The sequence below is a fragment of the Serratia sp. PGPR-27 genome (assembly GCF_022678525.1).
Taxonomy (GTDB): domain Bacteria; phylum Pseudomonadota; class Gammaproteobacteria; order Enterobacterales; family Enterobacteriaceae; genus Serratia; species Serratia nematodiphila.
Genome location: NZ_JALBYS010000061.1, coordinates 1 through 22767 on the forward strand (window position 1 = coordinate 1; position 22767 = coordinate 22767).

The window sequence follows — 22767 nt, forward strand, 5'->3', positions numbered from 1 at the left end:
CCACCGACCCCCACCATGTCAAGGTGGTGCTCTAACCAACTGAGCTACGGACGCATCTTTTCCTGTCTGTCATGGTTGACAGCGGGGACGAATATTAACGAGCTACCCGCGCGCTGGCAAGGGGAAAAGCGCAATTTTATTCGGTATTTCACGCGATTGCTGAGGTTGTGCGCAGTCCGGCGTTTTTTTCCGCAAACCGCAGCCCGGCCGGGGAGGAAACCGGCCGGGCTGCGGGTTCAGCGTGTGGATCGCTGCAGGATGACGGTGGTCGGCTGTTTCTGTAGCCAGCGCATGCGCAGCGCCATCATGATGGCGGCGAAAGTCAGTCCGATGATAAAGCCGATCCAGAAACCGCTTGGCCCCATCGCCGGCACCAGCGCATCGGTTAACGCCAGCAGATAGCCGCTCGGCAGGCCCAACACCCAATAAGCGATAAAGGTGATGAAGAAGATCGCGCGGGTATCTTTATAACCGCGCAGCACGCCGCTGCCGATCACCTGGACCGAATCCGAGATCTGGTACAGCGCCGCCAGCAGCATCAACTGCGAGGCCATCGCCACCACCGCCGGGCTGTCGTTGTACAGCAGGGCGATCGGTTCGCGGAAAGTGGCGGTAAACAGCGCGGTGCAGACGGCCATGGTTATGCCGACGCCGATGGCGGAGTAAGCGGCGACGCGCGCGCCTTCGACCGAACCTTCCCCCAGACGATAACCGACGCGGATGGTGGCGCCGACGCCCAGCGACAGCGGCAGCACGAACATCAGCGCGCTGAAGTTAAGCGCGATCTGGTGGCCGGCGACCGCGACGATCCCCAGCGGCGAAACCAGCAGCGCCACCACCGCGAACAGCGTGACCTCGAAGAACAGCGCCAGCGCCACCGGCATGCCGATGCCGATCAGGCGCCTTAGCGCCGCCCAGTCCGGGCCGCCGAGATCGCCGGCCTGGCGTTTGATGTCGCGCTGCGACGGCGCGCGCTTCACGTACCAGCGCATCATCAGGAACATGATCCAGTAGACGCTGCCGGTGGCGACGCCGCAGCCGACGCCGCCGAGTTCCGGCATGCCGAACTTGCCGTAGATAAAGATGTAGTTGATCGGGATGTTCACCAGCAGGCCGAGGAAGCCGATCACCATGCCGGGTTTGGTTTTGGACAGCCCCTCGCACTGGTTGCGCATCACCTGGAAGAACAGGTAACCCGGCGCCCCCCACATGATGGCGTGCAGATAGCCGACGGCTTTATCCGCCAACTGCGGATCGATGTTGTGCATCATGTCGATGACGAACTTGCAGTTATACAGCACGACGATCAGCAGCACAGAGACGCCGGAGGCCAGCCAGAAGCCCTGACGCACCTGATGGGCGATGCGATCGCGACGGCCGGCGCCGTTGAGCTGGGCGATAACCGGGGTCAGCGCCAGCAGCAGGCCGTGGCCGAACAAAATGGCCGGCAACCAGATCGAGGTGCCGACCGCCACCGCCGCCATGTCGGTGGCGCTGTAAGCGCCGGCCATGATGGTATCCACCACGCCCATGGCGGTTTGTGATATTTGCGCGATGATGACCGGGATAGCGAGAGCCAATAAACTACGCGCTTCAATTAAGTACTTCTGCACGCATACACCTTTTCTATTTATATATGTGGGAGGGAGGGCTGCCGCGAGAGGACAACAATTAAAATAGCGGAATTTTGTCAAAAAGATTGTACCTGCTCGGCGTCGTTAAGCAAACGCCGCAGATAAATAGTTATTAAATGCGCAGCCATTCTTTTTTTGCCGTCGCGGATTTGGTTTTCAGCGCCAACTGGGGCAAACTGCCGGTAGCGTTTTAACCTATTTAGCAAGAAGAGGCACATATGTTCACCGGTATCGTACAAGGCACCGCGCCGCTGGTCGCCATTGATGAGAAACCCAATTTCCGCACCCACGTGATCGAAATGCCAGCCGAGCTGCTGCCGGGGCTGGAGCTGGGCGCGTCGGTGGCCCATAACGGCTGCTGCCTGACCGTCACCGCGGTGGAAGGCAACCGCGTCAGCTTCGATTTGATCAAAGAAACGTTGCGCCTGACCAACCTCGGTGATCTGGCGCTGGGCGACATCGTCAATATCGAGCGCGCGGCGAAGTTCAATGACGAAATTGGCGGCCATTTGATGTCCGGCCATATTATCTGCACGGCGGAAGTGGCCAAGATTTATACCTCGGAAAATAACCGCCAGGTATGGCTGCGCATGCCGGATGCGGAATTGATGAAATATGTGCTGCACAAAGGTTTCATCGGCATCGACGGCATTAGCCTGACCATCGGCGAAGTGGTGAATAACCGTTTCTGCGTGCACCTGATCCCGGAAACGCTGGATCGCACCACGCTGGGTAAAAAACGCCTCGGCGACAAGGTGAACATCGAGATCGATCCGCAAACGCAGGCGGTGGTGGACACCGTCGAGCGCGTGCTGGCCAATCGGGAAGCGACGTTGGCCGCGGCGATGGCGCCGGCGCACAAAGACTGACAGCGATTCTGGCGTGACCGCCGGCATCGAATCATAAGCAGAGAGGAGAAACGCGTGAAGTTTTATGGGAAAACGTTGTTGTTAACCGCGTTGCTGGCGCTGAGCGCTTGCAGCAGTTCGCCTGAGCAGGGCGCGGGCGCGCAAATGGCCGATGCGGACGATACCTGCGGCGCTTCGCAGTATCAAAATTTTGTCGGCAAACCGATGACCTCGCTGGAAGGCGTGCGGATCGACGGCAAGGTGAGAGCCATTCCGTACAACTCTGCCGTCACCATGGATTTCAACCTGCGCCGCCTGAACTTCCTTGGCGACAGCGACGATAAAATTATTCGCGTTTATTGCGGTTAACCCGCAGGGTTCGAAAGAGCAAAAAAAGCCCCGGCGATGAGGTTGCCGGGGCTTTTTTTGTCGGGCAAGTGCTTAGCGGGCGACGCGAATGCCGCCTTCAACGCCTTTCGGGCTGAACACCACCTGCCATAGCTGCAGATCGCGCGCCCGGAACGCGCCGGCGCAGGCGTTCAGGTAATAGCTGAACATTCGTTCGAAGCGTTCGGAATAGCGCTCGGCGAGCTGCGGCCACGCCTGTTTGAAGCGCTCGAACCAGGCCATCAGCGTGCGATCGTAGTCGGCGCCGATGTTGTGCCAGTCTTCCATCACGAAATGGCCTTCGCTGGCCTCGGCGATATGTCTCACGGAGGGCAGGCAACCGTTCGGGAAGATATATTTGTTGATCCAGGGATCGACGTTCATGTCGGTCTTGTTGGAGCCGATGGTGTGCAGCAGGAACAGGCCGTGCGGCGCCAGATTGCGCTCCACCACGTCGAAATAGGTGCGGTAGTTTTTCGGCCCGACGTGCTCGAACATGCCGACCGAGACAATGCGATCGAACTGCTGGTGCAGATCGCGGTAATCCTGCAACAGGATCTGCACATCCAGCCCGGCACAGCGCGCCTGAGCCAGCTTCTGCTGTTCGGCGGAAATGGTCACGCCGACCACCGACACGCCGTAATTTTTCGCCGCATAGGCGGAAAGGCCGCCCCAGCCGCAGCCGATGTCCAGCAAACGCATGCCCGGCTGCAGCTGCAGTTTCTCGCAGATCATCCGCAGCTTGGCTTCCTGCGCTTCCTCCAGCGTGGTGGCGTCTTTCCAGTAGCCGCAGGAATACTGCATGTAAGGATCGAGCATCAGGGTAAACAGATCGTTGCCGAGATCGTAATGTTCTTTGCCGACGATCCAGGCGCGCTTTTTCGATTGCAGATTGGTCAGGCGCGCGGCGGCGATACGCAGGGTATCTTTCAGGTGGTGGGGGAGTTTCTTCTCCAACCCGGCGCTGACCACGCGCTGGAAGAACATATCCAGCCGCTCGCACTCCCACCAACCGTCCATATAGCTTTCGCCCAGGCCCAGTGACCCTTGCTGCAAAACGCGTTTAAAGAATTCGGGATTTTTAACCTGAATATCGAAAGGGCGCGATCCGTTGATTTCGATACCGGCCAGACCGAGCATTTCGTGCGCGATACGGTACCACTGGTTATCCTGGATGCTCAGATCTTCTATACACGATGAACTCATAGCTTCTCCATCACCTTCTTCTGACTGATGACCCGTTAGGAAACAGCTTAGACAATTTCTGCGGGTGCATACCTATACCAACGGGAAATAAGCCCGCGGCGTCTGATATCCGACTATGAACAGAGGAAATTTAAAGAAACGGCCCGACGCAAACGGCGCAGGATAAACGCCCCTTTAAAAAAAGAGTGTGACGCAAGGCGCGTACACAATAGCTGATTGAGATATAGAGATTATAAGGTGTTACTTTACAAGGTTGTTTTTGAGTATAGGCGTGCCGAGGCGTTGACTCAACTGTAAATCGCACTCGGCACGCATATTCTTTAAGTGATTATTAATCTTGGCAATTATGACGCTGAGTTAGCATGTTCCCGCTGTGCCTTTTGCTGCGCATCGGCCGCTTTTCCCCGCTGCAGGAAATAACCCAGCGCGGCCAGGACTACCGTAGATACCATCACCGTCACCGTCGCCAACAGCGGCTGGGCAATAAACGCCGACACCAGCATGCTTGCCACAAAACACAGCCCCAATTGCAGCGTATTTTGCAGCGCGGCGGCTTTGCCGCTGCTTTCCGGGAACGGCATCAGCGCATTCGCCACCATGATCGGGTAGCCGGCGCCGTTGACCAGCGCCATCACGCAGAACGGGATCAGCAGCGTGGTGAGCGTCGGATTGGTCAGGGTCGCCACCAGATACAGCGCCACCATGCTGACACCATAAGCTACCAGCAGCCACGGCAGCAGGGTTTTGCCATTGATGCGCTTAAGCGCGGCGCGGCAGCCGTAGCCGCCCAGCAGGAAGGCCAGCGTTTGCGGCACATAGCTCAGACCGATGTCGCTCGGGCTATAGCCCATATCGCCGAGGATGAACGGCGAACCGGTCAGCCAGGCGAAGAAACCGGCCGAGCAGGCGGCGTACATAGCGACGTTGCCGCTGAACACCGGAGATTTCAACAGTTGCCAGAAGCTGACGCCGTTTTTCGGTGCGTCGGCGGCGGGTTGCGTTTTGGCGCGCTCTTTGAGCAGTAACGTCGGCAGCAGCAGCAGCGCGGTGATCACCAACAGCGCGGCGAAGATCGCACGCCAGCTGGCGTGGTTCAGCAGCCAGGCGCCAAGCAGCGGCGCCAGCGCCGGTGACAGCGCCACCAGCGGCATGATGGTGGCGAACACGCGGTTGGCCTGGCCTTCGCGATAACGGTCGACCACCAGCGCTTGCCAGATGGCGGTGGCGGAACAGACGCCGACGGCCTGAATAAAACGCAGTATCCAGAGCTGCACGGCATTTTCTACCCACAGCATGCCCAGGCAGCCGAGCGCGAACAGCGTCAGGCCAATCAATAATACCGGTTTGCGGCCCAGCCGGTCGGAGAGCGGCCCCCACAGCAGTTGCGCGAAAGCGAAGCCGGCCAGAAAGATGCTCAGGCTGGCGCTGACCGCGCCGGCGGAAATTTGCAGTTCCTCCCGCATGGCGCCGAAGGCGGGCAGGTACATATCGGTCGCCAGATAACCCAGCATGCTCAGGCCGGCGAGGTAGAACATAAAGCCAAAAGAATTTCGCATGGTATTTCTCGTTAATATTTTAGTGTCGCAGGTTTTTAGCGCCGGCCAGTGTATCCGGCTGGATCTCTGCTTGTGAAACGGTAATATTTGCAAAGTGCTGTTAAAAAAATTGAAGGCAAAGCGATGTGGTCTGAATATTCTCTTGAAGTTGTTGACGCGGTGGCGCGCACCGGTAGTTTCAGCGCGGCGGCTCAGGAGCTGCACCGGGTGCCGTCGGCGGTGAGCTATACCGTGCGGCAACTGGAACAATGGCTGGCGGTGCCGCTGTTTGAGCGGCGTCACCGTGATGTGGAGTTGACGCCGGCCGGCGCGCTGTTTATCAAGGATGCGCGAGTTGTTATCAAAAAAATGCTCGACACCCGTCGCCACTGTCAGCAGGTGGCCAACGGGTGGCGCGGCCAGCTGAATATCGCAGTCGACATCATCGTCAAACCCCAGCGCAGCCGCCAGCTGGTGCTGGATTTCTACCGCCATTTCCCCGATGTTGAACTGATGCTGCAACCCGAAGTGTTCAACGGCGTTTGGGATGCGTTGGTGGACGGCAGGGTGGACATGGCGATCGGCGCCACGCGCGCGGTGCCGGTCGGCGGCGGCTTTGCCTTCCGCGACATGGGGGATATGAACTGGCTGTGCGTAGTCAGCCCACAGCATCCGCTGGCGCAACTGGCGGGGCCGCTGCACGACGATCAACTGCGGCCGTACCCCTCGCTCTGCCTGGAGGACACCTCGCGCAATTTGCCCAAGCGCGTCACCTGGACGCTGGATAACCAGCGGCGGCTGGTGGTGCCGGACTGGACGTCGGCGCTCGACTGTTTGTGCGCCGGACTGTGCGTCGGCATGATGCCGGCGCATCGGGCGCTGCCGCTGGTGCAGCGCGGTGAGCTGAAGGCGTTGCAGCTGCAGCAGCCGTTTCCCGCCAGCCCTTGCTGCCTGACCTGGCAGCAGGATAAACCGTCGCCGGCGATGAGTTGGCTGCTGGCGTATCTGGGCGATGGGGAGACGCTGAATCAGGAGTGGCTGAGCGAGGCGGCGCCGGAAGCCGTGCAGGCTTCCGGCTCAGGGGATTAGCGGCGGTAGTCGATGAACGGACCGTCGGCGACCGAACGGCGTTCCACCAGCTTCGGATGCACCTCGATCACCTGCGATTCTTCGCGCTTGCTGATGATGCGATCCAGCAGCATGGTGAAGGCCATTTCTCCCAGGCGCTCTTTAGGCTGGTGAATGGTGGTCAGCGCCGGGGTGAAGTAGCGGGCGTTGCGCACGTTGTCATAGCCGATCACGGAAATATCCTGCGGCACTCGCAGCCCCAGCTCATCAGCGGCGCAGATGGCGCCCATCGCCATGATGTCGCCGCCGCAAAATACCGCGGTCGGCCGCTGTTTTTGCGACAGGATTTGGTGCATCGCCTTGTAGCCGGACTCCGGCTCGAAGTCACCCTGGACGATCCACTCTTCGCGAATGTCGATATGCGCTTCCTGCAGCGCCTTCATAAAGCCCTGATGACGGCCGCCGCCGGTGTTGCGCGACAGCTGGCCCGGGATGGCGCCGATATCGCGGTGACCGCGCTCGATCAGGTAACGGCCGGCCAGATAGCCGCCTTCGAACGCGTTATCGATGATGGTGTCGGTGAAGTCGCCGCGCGCGGCGCCCCAGTCCATCACCACCATCGGGATATTACGGTAGTCCTCCAGCATGCCCAGCAGTTGATCCGGGTATTCGGAACACATGACCAGCAGGCCGTCGACGCGCTTTTGCGCCAGCATCGCCAGGTAGGCGCGCTGCTTGTCCAGATTGTTGTGAGAGTTGCACAGGATCAGGGTGTAACCTTTGCTGTAGCAGCTGTTTTCCACCGCCTCGATCACTTCGGCAAAATAGGGCGCTTCGCTCGAGGTGGCCAGCAGACCGATAGACTTGGTGTGATTGACTTTCAGGCTGCGCGCCACGGCGCTCGGCGAGTAGTGCAGCTCTTTGATCGCGGCCCACACGGCCGCTTTGGTCTCTTCGGCGACGAAACGAGTCTTATTGATGACGTGCGAAACGGTGGTGGTGGAAACGCCCGCGCGTTTGGCCACATCTTTAATCGTTGCCATGTAAGGAATGACTCCTGAACTCACATGTTTACAGCATGTAAGTGTGATGTTAATCGTTTGCCTACGTAGATCCTTCTCCAGAGAAGCGAAAACTGAGTTTTTAGTGTGTTGAAGTCTTCAGCGCTTAATCAGGAGGGGCATGGATGCCGGTACGCAGTTGTGAACTGCGAATTTTGTCGCATATTGAACAAAAGTGGAAGAGGTAATCGAGATTATAAACCGGGAAATGATAACAAGATTTTATCGGCGAACTGTGGGAAAATGATTTGACGTACTAATTGTGCGCCTTTTATCCTTAGGAAAGCCCATTTTAAAGGAGTTGTCATGGATACCGATCTGAAGATGTCTCTGTTCACTACCATCGGCGCGTTGGCGATGATTATCGCTTTCAGCTTTGTCGCCGCGTTGAACTGATCTCCCGCCAGTTATAAAAAAGGCGCAGCCTGGCTGCGCCTCATCACTTAGGCAAGGCCTGCGTTTACGCCAGGTTTTCCGCCGCAAATTTCCAGTTGACCAACGCCCAGAAGTTTTCCAGGTATTTTGGACGCGCATTGCGGTAATCGATGTAATACGCGTGTTCCCACACGTCAACGGTCAGCAGCGGTTTATCTTCACCGGTCAGCGGAGTTGCCGCGTTGGAGGTGTTGACGATCGCCAGCGCGCCGTCCGGTTTTTTCACCAGCCAGGTCCAGCCGGCGCCGAAGTTTTTCACGGCGGCATCGGTGAACTGCTCTTTGAACGCAGCGAAAGAGCCGAAGGATTTGACGATCGCCGCCGCCAGTTCGCCCTGCGGTTCACCGCCGCCCTGTGGCGACAGGCAGTGCCAGTAGAAGGTGTGGTTCCACACCTGCGCGGCGTTGTTGAACACGCCGCCGTTGGAGGTCTTGATGATCTCTTCGAGCGATTTGCCCTCGAACTCGCTGCCTTTCACCAGGTTGTTCAGGTTAACCACGTAGGTATTGTGGTGTTTGCCGTAGTGGTATTCCAGGGTCTCGGCGGAGATGTGCGGCTCGAGCGCGTTTTTCTCATACGGTAATGCAGGTAATTCAAACGACATTGCTTCCTCCTTTACAGCGCCACTTTCTTCCCGCCCAGGCGGGAGCCAGATGGGCCGTTTTTTATTGTGGTCATTCAATCTTAACAATTTTCATCATAAAAAACAGGAGGAAAAGCGAGAAATGCGCGTGGGGGAGTGCGATGGGCGATAGCTTGAGCAGGCGGTTGCGACCGGGGCCGCAACCGCGCAGAACAGGGAATTAACGAATGGTTTTCGGCGTCACTACGCGGCGTGCGCCGATGTAATGGTTTTGCCAATAATCGTTGTCGAGCTGGCTGATGCGGATCTCTTCGCCGGTGCGCGGCGACTGGATGAATTTGCCGTTGCCGAGATAGACGCCGACATGGTCCGCCACGCCGCGGTTGTTGATGCGGAAGAACACCAAATCGCCGCTTTCCAGTTCGCTTTTCTTGATCGGCGCCGCGTCGCGCAGGTGATACATTTCGTTGGCGGTGCGCGGCATCTTGATTTTCACCACGTCCTTATAGGCGTAATAGATAAGGCCGCTGCAGTCGAAGCCGGTGCGCGGCGAGCTGCCGCCCCAGCGGTAAGGCTTGCCCATCTGATCCATCAGCTTGGCCATCGCGGTCTGTTTGGCATGCTGGTAACGTTTTTTGTGCGCCGGGCTGAGTTTTAACGGCTTTTCTTCACGCGCCAGTTTGGCGGTGGCCATACCGGCGTCGCGGTGGCGGCCATAGCCTTTTTTATAGCCCTTTTTCGGCGGGGTGACTTTAATCTTGGCGGTTTTTTGCGCTTTGGCCTTGGGTTTGGCGCTGACGATCTTTTTCGCGCTTTTCTCGCTTTTGGCCTTGGCGGTCTTGGTTTTTTTCTCGGGGGCCGTCACTTTGGCTTTTTTGGCGGCTTTATCCGCTTTCTTTTTTCTGCGGTCATCGGGCCGCGCTTCATTAGCATGGCTTTTACGCTGCTCGGCGGCAACGCGCGCCTGTGGCGCAGCGTGCGCCAAATTGAAGAAGAGCTGCGTAAACAGCAGCGCAAAGAGCGTAAGAATTAAACGCATGTCGACGTCACCAACCTTGGCCCCGAAACGGATATCGAAAGAGTTACAGTATTCCCGAACTTCACCATATAAAACAGCGAAGAACTCATAAATAATAATCCATATTGTGAGAAAACGTTAATGACATTTTTTTTGGTTTAAAATCAGCCTGTTGATGTATAAAAAAGCGCCAGGCGACGGTGGCGGATATAATTAAGCCGCGCCGGCATCGCGGCGCAATATATTAGTGAAATGGTCGGATTAAAAATGTTATTCTCAACGTATGTTTTGACCGGAATGACGTGGCCGGTGAAACGCGATCGGCGGCGGGCGAATATCCTTGCAAAAGATGGCGTTTTCTTGCGACTGTTCCAGCCGCTACAATAGCCCGCGTGATGCATGTTGTAGCCATGAAATGTGGCTTGAGGAAGCAATAAATGACGACGACACTTGAAAAAATTCAGCACCAGATCGCTGAAAACCCGATTCTGCTGTACATGAAAGGTTCGCCAAAGCTGCCGAGCTGCGGCTTTTCCGCGCAGGCAGTGCAAGCGCTGTCCGCCTGCGGCGAGCGTTTCGCCTATGTGGACATTTTGCAGAACCCGGACATCCGCGCCGAGCTGCCAAAATACGCCAACTGGCCGACGTTCCCGCAGCTGTGGGTAGATGGTGAGCTGGTCGGCGGTTGCGATATCATCATCGAGATGTATCAGCGCGGCGAACTGCAGCAACTGATCAAAGAAACGGCAGAAAAGTATAAAGCGCAGGAAGACCAGCAGTCTTAATCGACGGGCTTGCGATTATCGCGTAACGGGCGGCGCCAGTGCAAACTGGGCCGCCTTTTTTGTTGGTTTTATTCGGCGAGATCGCCGGCGGGCAGCGGCCAGCCGCCGAGACGTTTCCAGCGGTTAACCAGCTCGCAAAACAGCAGGGCGGTTTGCTCGGTGTCGTACAGCGCGGAGTGCGCCTGGCTGCTGTCGAACGGCATGCCGGCGGCGATGCAGGCTTTGGCCAGCACCGTTTGCCCCAGCACCAGGCCGCTCAGCGCGGCGGTGTCGAAGGTGGCGAACGGATGGAACGGGTTGCGCTTCAGGCCGGCGCGTTCGGCCGCGGCCATCAAAAAGCTGTGATCGAAGTTGGCGTTGTGCGCCACGATAATGGCGCGATTGCAACCGCGATCCTTGAGCCCTTTGCGCACCGCTTTGAAAATGGCGTGCAGCGCGTCATATTCGCTGACCGCGCCGCGCAGCGGATTGTGCGGATCGATGCCGTTAAACGCCAGCGCTTCCGGCTGCAGGTTGGCGCCCTCGAAAGGCTCCACGTGGAAGTGCAGGGTTTCGTCCCGCTGCAGCCAGCCGTCCTCATCCATTTTCAGCGTGACGGCGGCGATCTCCAGCAACGCATCGGTATTGGCGTTGAAGCCGGCGGTTTCAACATCTATTACTACGGGATAAAACCCACGAAAACGACCACTCAGGGCGTTAAGATCACTTTTCTCGGCCATCAGTTTCTTATCTTCATCGAATGCAGCGCGCATTATGGCAAATTTTGCGCCCGGTTGCAGGCGCTATCGCGCGGAGAATCAGCAGGGCGCAAACGCGCCCTGAAGGGGAGGCTTAGTGGCCGAGACCCTGACCGGCGTGTTTGTTTTCGATCAGCTCGATTTTGTAGCCGTCCGGATCTTCGACGAAGGCGATAACCGTGGTGCCGCCTTTCACCGGGCCGGCTTCGCGGGTGACTTTGCCACCGGCGCGACGGATGCTGTCGCAGGTTGCGGCGACGTCGTCCACGCCCAGCGCCAGGTGGCCGAAGGCGGTGCCCATGTCGTAGCTGTCGGTGCCCCAGTTATAGGTCAGTTCGATAACTGCGCCTTCGCTCTCTTCCGTATAGCCGACGAAAGCCAGGGAGTATTTGTACTCCGGGTTTTCGCTGGTGCGCAGCAGGCGCATGCCTAATACCTTGGTGTAGAAGTCGATGGCGCGTTGCAGGTCACCGACGCGGATCATGGTATGGAGTAAGCGCATAATTCCTCTGAATTGACTGTGCCGTGGCAGACGGCGGGTGGATTGAAGCACAAGCGAGTATAGCCTTGTCCTGCAAGGGAATTCAACGTGACGAGTTGGTGACAATGTCACTTTGTGGTCTCGCGTCGGGGGTGTCTAAATATTGATCGAGTGTACCGATCGATACAGAGTAATTGATCTGCACAATCAATTATCTATTCCAGCGGCGATCGTGTAAAAATCGAACGGCAATAAAGATCAACACCAGGGAACACCGGCCCGCCTCGTGCGGGCCTTTTTGCTTTGCGCGCGACGCATAAAAAACGGCCATGCGATTGCGTGGCCGTTGGGGTCAGGGCAGGTTACTTCGCCAGAAACGGATAGTCGGTATAGCCTTCGGCGCCGCCGCCGTAGAAGGTTTCCGGCTTAGGTTCGTTCAGCGGGGCGTGCTGGCGGAAACGCTCGACCAGATCCGGGTTGGCGATGTAGCTGCGGCCGAAGGCCACCGCGTCGATGAAACCTTTTTCGATCAATGCTTCGGCTTTTTCGGCGGTGTAGGCGCCGGCACCGACGATCACCCCTTTAAAGTGGGCGCGCACCGAGTCGCGGAAAGCGTCGGAATACGGTTTGCCGCCGGCCCAGTCAGGTTCGGAGATGTGCAGGTAAGCGATATTGCGCTTATTCAGCTCTTCCACCAGATACAGCGCCGCTTCTTCCTGATCTTCGCCGTTGTCCAGCCCGTTGAACGGCCCCAGCGGCGAGATGCGGATACCGATGTGTTCGGCGCCCCATTCGGCGATGGTGGCGTCGACCACTTCCAGCGTCAGGCGGGTGCGATTCTCAATGTTGCCACCGTATTGATCGGTACGTTGGTTGGAAGCCGGTGACATGAACTGGTGCAGCAGATAGCCGTGGGCAGCATGCAGTTCGATGAAATCGAAGCCGGCTTCGCGCGCGTTGGCGGTTGCCTGGCGGAAATCGTTGATGATGCCCGGGATCTCGCTGGTTTCCAGCGCGCGCGGTGTGGAGGTCGGCACGCGCACCCAGGCGCCGGTTTCATCACGCACGGTGGTGCGGGTTTCGGCGTTGATGGCCGAAGGCGCGACCGGTGCTTGCCCGCCTGGCTGCAGGCTGGCGTGGGAAATGCGGCCTACGTGCCACAGCTGTACGGCGATGTGGCCGTTGTTGTCATGCACTGCCTGCGTGATGTTTTTCCATGCGGCGATCTGCTCCGGGGTATGCAGGCCCGGCGCGCCGGCGTAGCCTTTCGCCTGGAAGGAGATCTGCGTCGCTTCGGTCACGATCAGGCCGGCGCTGGCGCGCTGTGCGTAATATTCCGCCATCAGCGGCGTAGGAATATCGCCCGGCTCGATGCTGCGCAAACGCGTCAGCGGAGCCATAAACACGCGGTTGGGCAGGGTGATGGCGCCAACCTTCAGCGGAGAGAGCAATTTTTCAGTCTTCATAGTGCATCCTGTATTTAATAGACCGGTCGTCTAGTAATGGGCGATAAAAAACCATGAACTGCATTTTTTCAATAAAAATAAGTTGTTACCGTTACGGTTGCGGCGGGCGCAGCAGCAACTCGATGCTTTCCAGCGCGCTGGTCAACGGCGCCAGCGAGTGACGGATCTTGGCGCGCAGCGTGGCGCCGAGCCACAGTGAATACAGCGTTTCTGCGGTTGCCGCCGGGCTCATGGCTACCGACAGCGAGCCCTCGGCGATACCGCGCTCGATGGCCTCCTGAAGGTGGCCGATCACGCGAGCGGTGCCCGTTTCCAGCGCATGGCGCATCGGTTCCGACAGATCGCTCACCTCGGCGGAAAGCTTCACCGCCAGGCAGGCGTTGTGGCATTCGCTGCGGCAGTGGTAGCTGATAGCCTGGGCGTAATAGCCGAGCAGCTGGTGGCGGGCATCACCGCGTCTGTCGGCAAACAGCGCCTGCATTTCTGCATCATAATGCGCGAAATAGCGCTGCAGCATCGCTTCGCCGAAGGCTTCCTTCGAGCGAAAATAGTGGTAGAACGAGCCTTTCGGCACGCCCGCGGTGGCCAGCAGTTCGCTCAGCCCCATGCCGGTAAAGCCCAGGCGCAGGCTGAGGGTTTCGCCGGTGGCGAGCAGATGTTCACGTGTATCCACGTTGCAATGCGTTGATTTGGTCATCATGGTGCCGAGCATAATAGACCGATTGGTCTAGGTCAATGGGAATAAAAAAAACCGGCGCACAAAACGCCGGTTGTCTGCAAACTATTGTGCCCCAGCGGCACGCGGAAGTTAAGCGCTACGCCGCGTTGCGGCAGCGTTGCAGGATATCCAACTGGGATTGATATTCACGGGTTTGTACGTTCAGCATGCCCAACAGGGTGTGGAACAGGTTGTCCTGCGAAACCTCGTCCTTTTCCGCCAGCGTATTCAGACACTGGCGATCGATGCCGAAATTGCGCTGATAGTCGGCCGACATCCACATCAGGAAAGGCACGTGCGTTTGCTGGCTCGGCGCGAAGACATAAGGCGTGCCGTGCAGATACATGCCGTTTTCCCCCAGCGATTCGCCATGATCGGACAAATAGACCAGCGCGGTATTGAAACGGTCGTCATACTGCCGCAGCAGCTTGATGGTGGCATCGAGCATCGCGTCGGTATACAGGATTGAGTTGTCGTAGGTGTTCACCAATTGTTCATGGCTGCAATCCTGGATCTGATTACTGTTGCAGGTCGGCGAAAACGCCTGGAATTCTGGCGTGCTGCGGCGGTAGTAAGCCGGGCCGTGGCTGCCCATCTGGTGCAGCACGATCACGCCGTCGTCTTTCAGGCTATTGATGTAGTCGTTCAGCTTGTACAACAGCACGTTGTCCATGCAAACCTCGCCGTCGCAGTCCTGCTGCGGTTTCAGCTTGGTCATGTCGATGTGCGGCACCCGGTCGCAGGCGCCTTTGCAGCCGCCGTCGTTATCGCGCCACAGCACATTGACGCCAGCATGCGCCAGCACGTCGAGCATGCCTTCCTGGTGCGTCGCCTGAGTCGCGTCGTACTCCTTGCGTGGCATGTTGGGAGAACATGCAGGGCACGGAGATCGCCGTTTCGGTGCCGCAGGAGCTGGCGTTTTTGAAGTAGACCACGTCGTCCTGCTTCAGGCGCGGGTTGGTTTCGCGTTCATAGCCGCCGAGGGAGAAGTTTTCGGCGCGGGCGGTTTCGCCCACGACCAGGATCACCAACGTTTTCTTGGCCTGCCTGGCGATCAGCGGCCCTTTACGCGCATCTTCGCCGATCTTGACCAGCGGCAGATTGCGGGTGAAGTAACGCTGTTCGGTAAACTTAATGGTGCCGGCCACGAAGTTGGAAGGCGTCAACATCTTCACCACGCTTTTATTGTTGCGGATCAGCGAAGCGTAGTCTTTGTAGAACAGCGCGGCGACGATCAGGATCACCACCAACGACAGCATGACGTTGGCGGCGCGCAGTCCGACCATGTACCACCAGGGGCGAGTCTGGCGAATTTGAGTGAAGCAGACCGCCACCGCCGGCAGAATACCGAGCAGCGTCAGCCACAATCCCATGCGCGGCGTCAGCAGCGCGGTCGCCTCCTGAGGGTTGGTTTCGAAGGCGTTTTGCATCATGTTGCCGTCGATCACCACACCATAGCTGAACATGAAATAGTTGGCTGCGGCGCTGCCGAGCAAGAAAAAGATGATCAGCGGCTTGCGCAGGTAGGGCACGGTCAACACGCTGAAGATGATATTCAACGCACAGAAGATCACCACCGGCATGCTGGCGGCGAAAATCACGCTGTGGGCGCTATCGAAGGTGATATACGACCAGGCGCGCTGCAGGAATAAGGCGTTCTGAAATAAAGTGAAGAACAGGGCGGCGGCGAGGGTAAAACCGAGGCTGTTGCACCGTAAGCGTTGACGTAACCACATTGCCAAATCGGGATCCTGAAAGTAGATAATGCCTTGAAATCTACCGGATGAAACTTAAGAAAACCTTAGAAACTCAGATTACTGGCGGCGAAGAATACGCGGAAAACGCCAGGCCGAGCGGCCTGGCGGCGGGGCGGTTTAGTAGGCGGCGGTGAATTGCGCGCGAATAAACTGAGGCTTTTCAATCTCATCAACGATAGCGACCGCCAGGTCTTCCACCGAAATGCTGGCCGGCGCTTCGCCGTTCATCAGCAGTTGCGTGGTGCCGAGGCGGAACTGGCCGGTGCGTTTGCCCGGCTCCAGCAGGGCGGCCGGCGAAAGATAGGTCCAGTCGAGTGCCGACTCGTTACGCAGTTTGTTGCGCAGATCGCGCACCGCCTGCGCGCCGGGGCGGATATTTTCCGGGAACTGCGGCGTATCCACCAGTTCAACGCCCGGCGCCACTTCCAGGCTGCCGGCTCCGCCGACCACCAACAGGCGTTTGACGCCGGCCTGCTTGACCGCGGTGAGGATCTGCTGGGCGCCGCGGGTGGTTTTCTCATACAGGTTGTCTTCGCCCCAGCCGGGGTTGTAGGCGCTGATCACCGCGTCCTGGCCGCGCAATTGTCCCGCCAGCCAAGCCGTATCGGCGACGTCGCCCAGTGCGACGGTCAGATTGGCGTGCTCCGGCAACTCTTTTTTCTGGCGCGCGATTGCCGTCACCTGAATACCGCGAGCCAGCGCTTCATCCACCACGCGGCGGCCAACAAAACCGGTTGCTCCAATAATGGCTACTTTCATCTGTATGCTCCTTCGGGGATAGGTTCAGTATCGTGAGGCAGGCCGAGGTGCCTGCCGCGTGGTTTCTACTCTAGTCCTTAACAATAGCCGTGATTAGTGCCATATTCATGCTTTCTTGATTAAGTAAAACTTCATAATCGTGGATAAACTCAATCGAATGGCGGTATTCGCCACCGTGGTGGCGGAGGGCTCGCTGGCCGGTGCGGCACGGCGGCTGGGCATGACGCCGTCGGCGGTCAGCCAGCACATGCGCTCGCTGGAGAAGGCGCTTGGGGTGCCGTTGCTGCATCGTTCCACCCGCCGTCTGGCGCTGACCGAGGCGGGAGCGGCGTTCTATCCCGGCTGCGAGGCGATGCTGCAACAGGCGCTGCAGGCGGAGCAGCGGTTGGCGGAGCTGCGGGATACGCTGGTGGGGGAGCTGCGCATCGCCACCCCGGTCGGCATCGGCGGCCGATCGCTTGCGGAGGCGTTGTCGCCGCTGTTGCAGGCGCATCCCAAGCTGACGCTGCGAGTGCTGGCGGACGATCGCATCGTCGATATGATAGAACAGCGGGTCGACATTGCGCTGCGGGCCAACCGGCAGCTGGCGGACGCCAATATGATTGCGCATCCGCTGACCGCGTGGCCGATGGTGCTGTGCGCCGCACCGCGTTACCTCAGCCAGCATGGGGTGCCGGAAAAACCGCAGGATTTGGTACAGCACCGCTGGATCTCCAGCGGCTACAGCGGGGCGCATCTGGATTTGCAGCACCAGTCCGGCCAGCAGGTCAAGCTGCGGCTGGCGGAAGGACAGATCGTCAGCGAGAGCATGAACGTGATGCGCGCCTTTACCCGCGCCGGGCTGGGCATTTCTGTTCAGCCGCTGTATGAAATTGGCGACGAACTGCAGCGCGGCGAACTGTTGCTGCTGTTGCCGGAGTGGCGGCCGGCGGCGCTGCGACTGCACGCGCTGACGCTCGAACGCAATGTGCCGGAAAAAAGCCGCCAGGCGCTGCGCTATTTGCGCGACTATTTTCGCCGCAATGGCGAAAAGGGACTTGCCAGCGGCGGCGATGGCGTCTTCAATTAGCAAGAGAACGCAGGAGGAGCCCCGTGGCGCAGCAGCTTGAGTTTTTCGACATCCCCAGCCCGTGTCGCGGCATTTGTCAGGCCGACGATCGTGGATTCTGCCGTGGCTGCCTGCGCAGCCGCGAGGAGCGTTTCGGCTGGATGAACATGAGCGATGCGCAAAAGCGCGAGGTGCTGCGCCTGTGCCGTCAACGCTTCCTGCGGCTGCAGCGCGCCAATAAAGCGCCCGACGAGCCGTTGCCGGAGCAGCCGTCGTTGTTTTAACCTTTCCTGATCTGCCGCACGTTCGTGTGGCTTACCGCTTCCCTGTGCCTCATCGGCTTGTGTATGCTGGCTGACAACTAATGTCATGAGGTTTTCGCAATGGTAGAACGTATTCGTCTCGCGCCGCAGGGGCCTGAATTTTCCCGCATGATTTGCGGTTACTGGCGGTTGATGGAGTGGGGCATGTCACCGCAGCAGCTGCTGACGTTCATCGAACAGCATGTCGAACTGGGCGTCACCACCGCCGATCACGCCGATATCTACGGTAGCTATGCCTGCGAACAGGCGTTCGGCGACGCGCTGCGTCTGAAGCCGGCGCTACGCCAGTCGCTGGAATTGGTGACCAAGTGCGGCATCGCCACCACCGCCAAGCCCGGTAACCCGATTGGGCATTACATCACCGACCGCGATCATATCGTGCAGAGTGCGGAACAGTCGCTGCGCCATCTGCATACCGATTACCTCGATCTGCTGCTGATCCACCGCCCGGATCCGTTGATGGACGCTGACGACGTAGCCGAAGCCTTCGTTGCGTTGCACAAAAGCGGCAAGGTGCGCCATTTCGGCGTATCCAACTTTACGCCCGCGCAGTTCCAACTGCTGCAGTCGCGTCTGCCGTTCACGCTGGCGACCAACCAGGTGGAGATCTCGCCGATTCACCAACCGGCCATTCTCGACGGCACGCTCGACCAGTGCCAGCAGCTGCGCATCAAACCGATGGCCTGGTCCTGCCTGGGCGGCGGCCGCCTGTTCAACGACGCCGAGTTTCAGCCGCTGCGCGACGAGTTGCAGCGGGTGGCGCAAGAGATCGGCGCGGAGACCATCGAGCAGGTGGTGTACGCCTGGGTGATGCGCCTGCCGTCGTCGCCGTTGCCAATCATCGGTTCCGGCAAGATTGAGCGGGTGCGTTCGGCGCTGAAGGCGCAGAAACTGGTGCTGAGCCGCCAGCAGTGGTTCCGCATTCGCAAGGCGGCGCTGGGGTATGACGTGCCTTAAGGCGGGCAGAAAGAGGAAAGCCGGGCGGCGAAAGCGCCCGGCTTTTTTTATGCCGATCTTTAGGCCAACACCACCTGATCGGTGCTGATGTGATCGAGCGAGACGCCGATCAGCGTGACCTGGCTGTGGCCGAAGGCCAGCACCAGATCGTCGTTTTGCTGCGTGGCGTAGTCGCGGATATTGCCGCTGGCGCCTTCGGTGCCGATAAACACCAGTTTATCGCTGGCGTTGAAGCCATACAGCTGGTCGCGGCCGAAATCGCCGCTGAACAGGAAGGTGTTGCCGTTGCCGACGCCCTTCAGGATGTCATCGCCGCTGCCGCCGACGAAGGTCAGGTTGCCGCCGGCGTGGCCGATCAGCGTATCGTTGCCGGCGTTGCCGAACAGCCAGGCGTCGTGGCTGCGAGCCTGCAGGACGTCATCGCCGTCGCCGCCGGTGGTGGCGGCGGCATAGGCTTTGAGGCCTGAGTCTGATTTCAATCCGGCGGCGGTTACCTGATGATCCACTTCTTTGTTGAAGATAAGCCAGGAGGTTTCTTTGCTGCGCAGGGTGCTGATGTCGTCCGCCAGCGTAATGCCGCCCTTGGCGTCGCGCAGGTAAAGCGTGTTGCCGTCGTAGGCGACCTCGGTATTCTTCAACGCCTGCTGGGTATCGAAGATATTGTGGCCTTTGCCGCCGGCGATCAGGTTATAGCCGCCGGCGTCGCGGAAGATATCGTCGCCGTCGCGGCCCTCGAGATAGTCATTGCCTTTGCCGCCCTTGATCAAATCATTGCCGTCGCTGCCGATGATAAACGTCGGCCCGCTGTGCGTTTCCGCGTTGCGGTTCAGGTCTTCCACCCAGGTATTGCCGCGCGTCACGTTCGACAGGTTGGAGACGATGATGGTCGAGTCTTTGTCGGTCAGCGAATAAAACTCGGAGTTCAGCACCCGCATCAGGCCATCCTGATAGAAGAACGGCAGGTGGGATAGCCAGGTCGGAATGTTGAGAATGGAGAACGGCAACAGATTCCAGGCGTCCGACGCGTAGTGATCGTTGAAGTTGACGATATTGTTGGTGGCGGAGGTATGCGGCGCATCGTGAACGCCCAATGACGGCAGGGTCAGCGAGGTGCCGTCGAGCGCGCGGAACACCGGATCGTTCTCGTAGCCGATGTTGATCACCTTGCCGCCGTTTTCGTACTGGGTCGGCGAGGCGAAGGCGACATAGTTGGACTGCGCGTAGAAGCCGCCCCAGTTGGCGTCGCTCTGCGCCGCCATGCTGTTGACCGCCAGCCCGCCGAGGCTGTGGCCGCTGACCACCACGTCCTCGCCGCTCAGCCCGTGGGCCTGCGCGAATTTCGCCACGTCGCCCAGCAAGTTGCCGAACGCCTTCAGCGTATAGCCGTCGGCGTAGCCTTTCGGCCCGAACCCGGCCAGCAGATCGTTAATCACATCGCCGATGGTATCGCCGATCAACGACTCGCGCGGGCCGCTGGTGCCGCGAAATGAGATGCCAATGGCGGTGAGATTGCCTTCGCTGTCATATTTGCCCAGCACTTCGGCCTGCGCGGTGGTGTAACCGGCGGTCTCGCCGTAGTAGGTGCCGCGCGCATCGGTTTTGCCGGCGTAACCCAGCTGCGCTGCGCTGATCACCGACCAGCCGGCATTGTTCACTGCGTCCTGCGCGGCCTGTTCGGAGTCGGGGTTCCAGGGGAGACCGGGCAGGCCGCCCTGCGACTGGGTGCTACCGATGAGCGCCGTGATCAGCGTCAGCGGCAGACCGAGCCCGAAACCGGTCTGGTGATAGCCTTCATCGAAGCCGTTATCGATATTGTGGTAAGCGTAGGTAGAGATGGCCAAGGCGTCGGAAAACAGCACCTTTGACGCGTTTTCGTCCAGATCCTTATAGCTAAAGATGCCCATATCAGTTCCTTATGAAGTATGCCGCCAGGCCGGGAAGTGAACTCTCGCGCGTCGGCGGTGGAAACAGGGAAACAACGTTAGCCGAACGACAGCTGGTCAGAGGACCAACATCGGTAGAATTATTATTGGTGCTAAATATTAGGCCCGCGAATCAAATTGGCGAGATTGTGCGTTGGTTAACAGTGCTGGCGTTGGCTCTCCTATACTGATAACTCGATATAGTCATTAAGGAGACTGATTGATGAAACGTTATTGGTATGCGGCGCTTGGCTTGATGGCGTGCGGAGCCGCTCAGGCGGCGACGGTCGACGTTGAGATGAATTTGGTGACCGGGCAGGGTATCGGTCAGGATATCGGCAAAGTGGCCATCAGCGAAACGCCTTACGGCTTACTGTTCACGCCGAGCCTGAAAGCCTTGCCGGCCGGGGTGCACGGTTTCCATGTGCATGAGAAAGGCAGCTGCGAGCCGGGCATGAAGGACGGCAAGGCGGTGGCGGCGCTGGCGGCTGGCGGGCATTTTGATCCGCAAAAAACCGGGAAACACCTCGGACCCTATGCCGACGGGCATCTGGGCGATTTGCCGGCCATCTATGTAACCGCCGACGGCATGGCGAACGATCCGGTGTTGGCGCCGCGGCTGAAAAAAATCAGCGAAATTGAGGGCAAGGCGCTGATGGTGCACGCCGGCGGCGATAACCACTCGGATCATCCACAGCCGCTCGGCGGCGGCGGTGCGCGCTTCGCCTGCGGCGTGATCAAGTGATCACCCGCCGCTAACGGCCGGTGCGGCGGCGGGCTGGCCCATCGCCTGTTGCAACTGCTGCAGCGAGCAGTAGAGCCGCCAAATCAGGCCGGCCAGATCGCGCGCCGCCTGTTCCGGGTGGTGCGCCAGGGCGTTGCTCATGCGCAGCAATTCCTGCAGCGTGGCGTCCAGCGAACTGTGCTGCACGCCTTTCTCCGTCATGATGCCGCGCAGGCAGTGGATACAGACGTTGCGCACCGCCGACAGCGGATCTGAGCGGGTTTGCCAGTCGCGCAGTTGCCAGACGATATGGCTGCAGTTGAGCAGCACCACGCCCCAGCGCAGCAACCAGGTGCGCGCCTCCTGATCCTGACTTTGATTGAGCTGGCTGATGCGATGGTAGATCAGCGATTCGAACTGGCTTTCGTTCTGCTGCGGCCGTTTGCTCAACTGATCGATAAAGTCGCGCCGCAGCGCGCGGATAATGCGGCGGCTTTTGCGTTTGTCCGAGCTGGGACGCAGGATCTGAAACGCCAGCCCGGCCAGCAGCACGCCGACGACTTTAGCGATGTTGTCATTGATAAAGGACTGGTAGTCATAGCTCGGCGGATTGCTGACGGTCAGAAACGAGCCCATAAAGACGATCAGCTGCCCCCAAAGCGCGGCATAAGGCGGGTTCTGCAGCTTGAGCATCTGCATGGTCACCAGGATCGGGAACAGGAAGGCGCAGAACACCCAGAAATCGTCAATCTGGATCATCAAACCGAATTTCACCACGAAGCAGGCGACCGAGAGCAGCAGCACCGCCTTGAGCAAGGTGCTGACGCTGTTGATCGGCGAAGGCGTGGAGGAGTAGAGCACGCAGCTGATGGCGGTGAGCGTCAGCGCCGCGCTGCCGGCGTCCCATTGCGTGTTGATCCAGTAGGCGCAGCCGATCACGATGCACAAAAAGGTGCGCAGGCCGTTGTAGGCGGCTTCATAGCTGTCGGTATGGCGCGCCAGCGAAGTGGCGCGCGGCGGTTGGAGAACGCTGACCGCCGTGGCGCTTTCCAACCGCCGCAGCCAGCGGCTGCAGCGCAGGTAAAGCCAACAGAAATCGCGCAACCGCAGCCAGAAGGCGCGATGGCGATAGTCCGCGGGATCGTGCGGCGCGATCTGCTGGAGCAGGCGCGCCAAGCGATATTTATCGGTGGCGGGATCGCGCAGCTCGTCCAGCAGTTGCGTCAGCACCGGCATCAGATTGACGGGGCGATCCGGCCAGTTCAGCAGCATGCGGCGCAGGCTGGAGATGACGCTGGTAATGCGCAGCTGCTGG

At 59.2% G+C, this 22767-nt stretch carries 22 protein-coding genes and 1 pseudogene; 9 read left to right on the forward strand and 14 right to left on the reverse strand.

Going from position 1 to position 22767, the window contains the following annotated elements; all coding sequences use genetic code 11:
• Positions 1-236: 236 nt before the first annotated feature.
• A complete protein-coding gene (locus MMS95_RS23015) occupies positions 237-1613 on the reverse strand; it encodes an MATE family efflux transporter (protein WP_049240188.1) in 1377 nt (458 codons plus the stop codon).
• 239 nt (positions 1614-1852) lie between these two features.
• Here MMS95_RS23015 and MMS95_RS23020 point away from each other — a divergent pair, with 239 nt between their 5' ends.
• Both MMS95_RS23020 and MMS95_RS23025 read left to right on the forward strand, forming a co-directional pair.
• On the forward strand, positions 1853-2503 hold the full coding sequence (locus MMS95_RS23020; RefSeq protein ID WP_004931347.1) for a riboflavin synthase: 651 nt from the start codon (positions 1853-1855) through the stop codon (positions 2501-2503).
• A gap of 54 nt (positions 2504-2557) precedes the next feature.
• Positions 2558-2851, forward strand: coding sequence for an I78 family peptidase inhibitor (locus MMS95_RS23025; protein WP_004931344.1), 294 nt, complete (start codon positions 2558-2560; stop codon positions 2849-2851).
• 72 nt (positions 2852-2923) lie between these two features.
• On the opposite strand, the gene cfa is transcribed toward MMS95_RS23025, so the two are convergent.
• Positions 2924-4075, reverse strand: coding sequence for a cyclopropane fatty acyl phospholipid synthase (cfa, locus tag MMS95_RS23030; RefSeq protein ID WP_004931341.1), 1152 nt, complete (start codon positions 4073-4075; stop codon positions 2924-2926).
• A gap of 344 nt (positions 4076-4419) precedes the next feature.
• Complete coding sequence (gene punC, locus MMS95_RS23035; RefSeq protein WP_060559596.1) at positions 4420-5631, reverse strand: purine nucleoside transporter PunC; 1212 nt, start codon at positions 5629-5631, stop codon at positions 4420-4422.
• A 123-nt stretch (positions 5632-5754) separates the two neighbouring features.
• Here punC and punR point away from each other — a divergent pair, with 123 nt between their 5' ends.
• Positions 5755-6699, forward strand: a complete 945-nt coding sequence (gene punR, locus MMS95_RS23040) for a DNA-binding transcriptional activator PunR (protein ID WP_082997586.1) — start codon at positions 5755-5757, stop codon at positions 6697-6699.
• On the opposite strand, the gene purR is transcribed toward punR, so the two are convergent.
• A complete protein-coding gene (gene purR, locus MMS95_RS23045) occupies positions 6696-7721 on the reverse strand; it encodes an HTH-type transcriptional repressor PurR (protein WP_004931336.1) in 1026 nt (341 codons plus the stop codon). The genes punR and purR overlap by 4 nt on opposite strands.
• A gap of 324 nt (positions 7722-8045) precedes the next feature.
• Between purR and MMS95_RS23050 the strand changes: the two genes are divergently transcribed.
• Entirely contained in the window at positions 8046-8135 is a 90-nt protein-coding gene (locus MMS95_RS23050; protein ID WP_099032796.1) for a YnhF family membrane protein, read from the forward strand.
• A gap of 64 nt (positions 8136-8199) precedes the next feature.
• Here the strand turns inward: MMS95_RS23050 and sodB are convergent, their stop codons facing one another.
• Positions 8200-8778, reverse strand: coding sequence for a superoxide dismutase [Fe] (gene sodB / locus MMS95_RS23055; RefSeq protein ID WP_021505464.1), 579 nt, complete (start codon positions 8776-8778; stop codon positions 8200-8202).
• A gap of 199 nt (positions 8779-8977) precedes the next feature.
• Positions 8978-9796, reverse strand: coding sequence for a C40 family peptidase (locus tag MMS95_RS23060; RefSeq protein WP_004931330.1), 819 nt, complete (start codon positions 9794-9796; stop codon positions 8978-8980).
• A gap of 416 nt (positions 9797-10212) precedes the next feature.
• Between MMS95_RS23060 and MMS95_RS23065 the strand changes: the two genes are divergently transcribed.
• Positions 10213-10560 (forward strand): Grx4 family monothiol glutaredoxin, encoded by a 348-nt coding sequence (locus tag MMS95_RS23065; RefSeq protein WP_004931329.1) that lies wholly within the window; start codon positions 10213-10215, stop codon positions 10558-10560.
• 68 nt (positions 10561-10628) lie between these two features.
• Here MMS95_RS23065 and rnt read toward each other — a convergent pair whose 3' ends face one another.
• The 6 genes and pseudogenes from rnt to MMS95_RS23095 form a co-directional block, all read right to left on the reverse strand.
• Positions 10629-11312, reverse strand: a complete 684-nt coding sequence (gene rnt / locus MMS95_RS23070) for a ribonuclease T (protein ID WP_016927925.1) — start codon at positions 11310-11312, stop codon at positions 10629-10631.
• A gap of 79 nt (positions 11313-11391) precedes the next feature.
• Positions 11392-11799, reverse strand: a complete 408-nt coding sequence (gloA, locus tag MMS95_RS23075) for a lactoylglutathione lyase (RefSeq protein ID WP_004931325.1) — start codon at positions 11797-11799, stop codon at positions 11392-11394.
• Positions 11800-12140: 341 nt separating this feature from the next.
• A complete protein-coding gene (locus MMS95_RS23080) occupies positions 12141-13244 on the reverse strand; it encodes an alkene reductase (protein WP_033633184.1) in 1104 nt (367 codons plus the stop codon).
• 91 nt (positions 13245-13335) lie between these two features.
• Positions 13336-13941: a TetR/AcrR family transcriptional regulator gene (locus MMS95_RS23085; RefSeq protein WP_004931320.1), complete on the reverse strand. Its 606-nt coding sequence runs from the start codon at positions 13939-13941 to the stop codon at positions 13336-13338.
• 118 nt (positions 13942-14059) lie between these two features.
• A pseudogene (gene eptA / locus MMS95_RS23090) lies at positions 14060-15698 on the reverse strand (phosphoethanolamine transferase EptA).
• Between the two features lie 138 nt (positions 15699-15836).
• Positions 15837-16478 carry an NAD(P)-dependent oxidoreductase gene (locus MMS95_RS23095; protein ID WP_033633181.1) on the reverse strand — a complete coding sequence of 214 codons (642 nt, stop codon included), beginning with the start codon at positions 16476-16478 and terminating at the stop codon, positions 15837-15839.
• Between the two features lie 139 nt (positions 16479-16617).
• Between MMS95_RS23095 and MMS95_RS23100 the strand changes: the two genes are divergently transcribed.
• The 3 genes from MMS95_RS23100 to MMS95_RS23110 all read left to right on the forward strand — a co-directional run bounded on the left by MMS95_RS23100 (position 16618) and on the right by MMS95_RS23110 (position 18806).
• Positions 16618-17547, forward strand: coding sequence for a LysR substrate-binding domain-containing protein (locus MMS95_RS23100; protein WP_187212313.1), 930 nt, complete (start codon positions 16618-16620; stop codon positions 17545-17547).
• Between the two features lie 23 nt (positions 17548-17570).
• Positions 17571-17810 carry a DUF1289 domain-containing protein gene (locus tag MMS95_RS23105; RefSeq protein WP_015377731.1) on the forward strand — a complete coding sequence of 80 codons (240 nt, stop codon included), beginning with the start codon at positions 17571-17573 and terminating at the stop codon, positions 17808-17810.
• A 99-nt stretch (positions 17811-17909) separates the two neighbouring features.
• A complete protein-coding gene (locus tag MMS95_RS23110; protein ID WP_135638156.1) occupies positions 17910-18806 on the forward strand; it encodes an aldo/keto reductase family oxidoreductase in 897 nt (298 codons plus the stop codon).
• Positions 18807-18865: 59 nt separating this feature from the next.
• Here the strand turns inward: MMS95_RS23110 and MMS95_RS23115 are convergent, their stop codons facing one another.
• Positions 18866-20710, reverse strand: a complete 1845-nt coding sequence (locus MMS95_RS23115; protein ID WP_242142346.1) for a polyurethanase — start codon at positions 20708-20710, stop codon at positions 18866-18868.
• A gap of 241 nt (positions 20711-20951) precedes the next feature.
• Here MMS95_RS23115 and sodC point away from each other — a divergent pair, with 241 nt between their 5' ends.
• On the forward strand, positions 20952-21473 hold the full coding sequence (gene sodC / locus MMS95_RS23120) for a superoxide dismutase family protein (RefSeq protein WP_015377733.1): 522 nt from the start codon (positions 20952-20954) through the stop codon (positions 21471-21473).
• Here the strand turns inward: sodC and MMS95_RS23125 are convergent.
• A partial coding sequence (locus MMS95_RS23125) for an FUSC family protein (protein ID WP_242142348.1) occupies positions 21474-22767 on the reverse strand: 1294 nt, incomplete at its 5' end.

What these genes read in the sequence shown, in the direction of transcription:
- MMS95_RS23020 (WP_004931347.1), top strand. Translation starts at nt 1,853, where the DNA reads ATGTTCACCGGTATCGTACAAGGCACCGCGCCGCTGGTCGCCATTGAT.
- cfa (WP_004931341.1), bottom strand. Translation starts at nt 4,075, where the DNA reads ATGAGTTCATCGTGTATAGAAGATCTGAGCATCCAGGATAACCAGTGG.
- punC (WP_060559596.1), bottom strand. Translation starts at nt 5,631, where the DNA reads ATGCGAAATTCTTTTGGCTTTATGTTCTACCTCGCCGGCCTGAGCATG.
- punR (WP_082997586.1), top strand. Translation starts at nt 5,755, where the DNA reads ATGTGGTCTGAATATTCTCTTGAAGTTGTTGACGCGGTGGCGCGCACC.
- purR (WP_004931336.1), bottom strand. Translation starts at nt 7,721, where the DNA reads ATGGCAACGATTAAAGATGTGGCCAAACGCGCGGGCGTTTCCACCACC.
- MMS95_RS23050 (WP_099032796.1), top strand. Translation starts at nt 8,046, where the DNA reads ATGGATACCGATCTGAAGATGTCTCTGTTCACTACCATCGGCGCGTTG.
- sodB (WP_021505464.1), bottom strand. Translation starts at nt 8,778, where the DNA reads ATGTCGTTTGAATTACCTGCATTACCGTATGAGAAAAACGCGCTCGAG.
- MMS95_RS23060 (WP_004931330.1), bottom strand. Translation starts at nt 9,796, where the DNA reads ATGCGTTTAATTCTTACGCTCTTTGCGCTGCTGTTTACGCAGCTCTTC.
- MMS95_RS23065 (WP_004931329.1), top strand. Translation starts at nt 10,213, where the DNA reads ATGACGACGACACTTGAAAAAATTCAGCACCAGATCGCTGAAAACCCG.
- rnt (WP_016927925.1), bottom strand. Translation starts at nt 11,312, where the DNA reads ATGCGCGCTGCATTCGATGAAGATAAGAAACTGATGGCCGAGAAAAGT.
- gloA (WP_004931325.1), bottom strand. Translation starts at nt 11,799, where the DNA reads ATGCGCTTACTCCATACCATGATCCGCGTCGGTGACCTGCAACGCGCC.
- MMS95_RS23080 (WP_033633184.1), bottom strand. Translation starts at nt 13,244, where the DNA reads ATGAAGACTGAAAAATTGCTCTCTCCGCTGAAGGTTGGCGCCATCACC.
- MMS95_RS23085 (WP_004931320.1), bottom strand. Translation starts at nt 13,941, where the DNA reads ATGACCAAATCAACGCATTGCAACGTGGATACACGTGAACATCTGCTC.
- MMS95_RS23095 (WP_033633181.1), bottom strand. Translation starts at nt 16,478, where the DNA reads ATGAAAGTAGCCATTATTGGAGCAACCGGTTTTGTTGGCCGCCGCGTG.
- MMS95_RS23110 (WP_135638156.1), top strand. Translation starts at nt 17,910, where the DNA reads ATGGTAGAACGTATTCGTCTCGCGCCGCAGGGGCCTGAATTTTCCCGC.
- MMS95_RS23115 (WP_242142346.1), bottom strand. Translation starts at nt 20,710, where the DNA reads ATGGGCATCTTTAGCTATAAGGATCTGGACGAAAACGCGTCAAAGGTG.
- sodC (WP_015377733.1), top strand. Translation starts at nt 20,952, where the DNA reads ATGAAACGTTATTGGTATGCGGCGCTTGGCTTGATGGCGTGCGGAGCC.